1 protein-coding gene is annotated in these 1309 nt (G+C 62.7%); it reads right to left on the bottom strand.

What is annotated here, in order from left to right; genetic code table 11:
- Positions 1-27: 27 nt before the first annotated feature.
- Positions 28-1253 (bottom strand): IS3 family transposase gene (locus PAA8504_RS21660; RefSeq protein WP_108896185.1). Its coding sequence is split into 2 segments (ribosomal slippage): positions 28-911 and positions 911-1253, totalling 1227 coding nucleotides; the frame shifts between segments, so codons are not numbered across the junction.
- Positions 1254-1309: the final 56 nt, after the last annotated feature.

The following is a 1309-nucleotide window of genomic DNA, read 5'->3' as shown; positions in this document are numbered from 1 at the left end:
TGGTCTTGCCCCCGTTTCAGCGGACACTCAGGCGGTTGCGGTTTGAGCTGCGATGAACTCGCGAGGCGAACGCATCTTCAGCCCTGAGTGCGGGTGGTTGTCGTTGTAGTCCTCGAACCACCCGGCGATCAATTCGAGGACTGTGGCGGCATCCGGGAGCGGCGTCACATGAACGTAGTCGCGCTTCAGCGTCTTCACGAACGCCTCCGAGATGCCATTGCTCTGCGGACTCTTCACCGGCGTGAAGCAAGGCTTCAGGCCGAGCTGACGGGCAAAGATGCGTGTCTCCCTGGCAATGTAAGGCGAGCCGTTGTCGCTCAGCATCTCGACCGGGTGATGTGCTCGGAAGGTTCCGAACCGCTTCTCGACCGCCTCCAGCATCATGTCGCGGATATCCGAGCCACTGATGCCGGCATTCACCACGGCTCGCCAGGAGATGATCTCCCGGTCGTGTGCGTCGATGATGAACGCGCCCCGGATGATCTCGCCGTTCCAGCAGGTGAACTCGAACCCGTCCGAGCACCAGCGGATGTTCGAGCGCATCGTCACCACTTTTCCCTCGTGGGTCAGCTCCGGCCGCTCCGTATATTTACGGGCCAACAGAAGGTTGTGCGCCTGCATGATACGGTAGGTGCGCTTATGGTTGATGGGGGCGGCGCCCTCCGCTCGGAGCTGGCGGTTCAGGAGTGCCGTGATGCGGCGATAGCCATAGGTCGGGCGCGCCGCCACCAACGCGGTGAGCAGCGGCAGGACCACCGCGTCTTGCGCTTTGTGGTAGCGCCGACGCGGCTTCGTGCTCCCGGTCATCCGGGCATGCAGGTTGGATCGGGAGACGCCCAAGGTCTCGGCCACGACCTTCACCGGAAACTGTCCTTCGGCTGCGACTGCGCAAGCCACGTCCGTTTTTTTGAGCGTGTTTTGTCCAGAGCCTCCTTGAGGATCTCGACCTCGAGCGTCTTGCGCCCGAGCTGCCGCTCCAACTCGCGGATGCGATCCTCCATCTGGCGAACCGCGCGATTGCTGGTCACGTCGTCATCTTCGGACACGGCTACGGCTCCCCCATCCAGCATCAGGCGACGCCAACGATACAGCAGGTTCGGAGCAACGCCATTCCGGCGAGCGACGACCGAAATGCTGGCGCCGTCCTCCAGGGTCTCCTCGACGATCCGCAGCTTCTCGGCAGCAGGCCAGCGGCGCCGACGGCCGCCATCGGTGATGATCTCGTAGTCAGACATAAGCACGTGCTTAGGCATATGCCTAAGCCTCCATGGTTATGCCCAGGTGTCCGGTCGAAACGGGGGCCAGTTCA

Origin of the sequence: Palleronia abyssalis (genome assembly GCF_900302445.1) — a bacterium.
In the GTDB taxonomy this organism is placed as follows: Bacteria; Pseudomonadota; Alphaproteobacteria; order Rhodobacterales; family Rhodobacteraceae; genus Palleronia; species Palleronia abyssalis.
The sequence above is the reverse complement of the archived record's forward strand: the minus strand, read 5'-3'. Positions and strand labels throughout refer to the sequence as shown.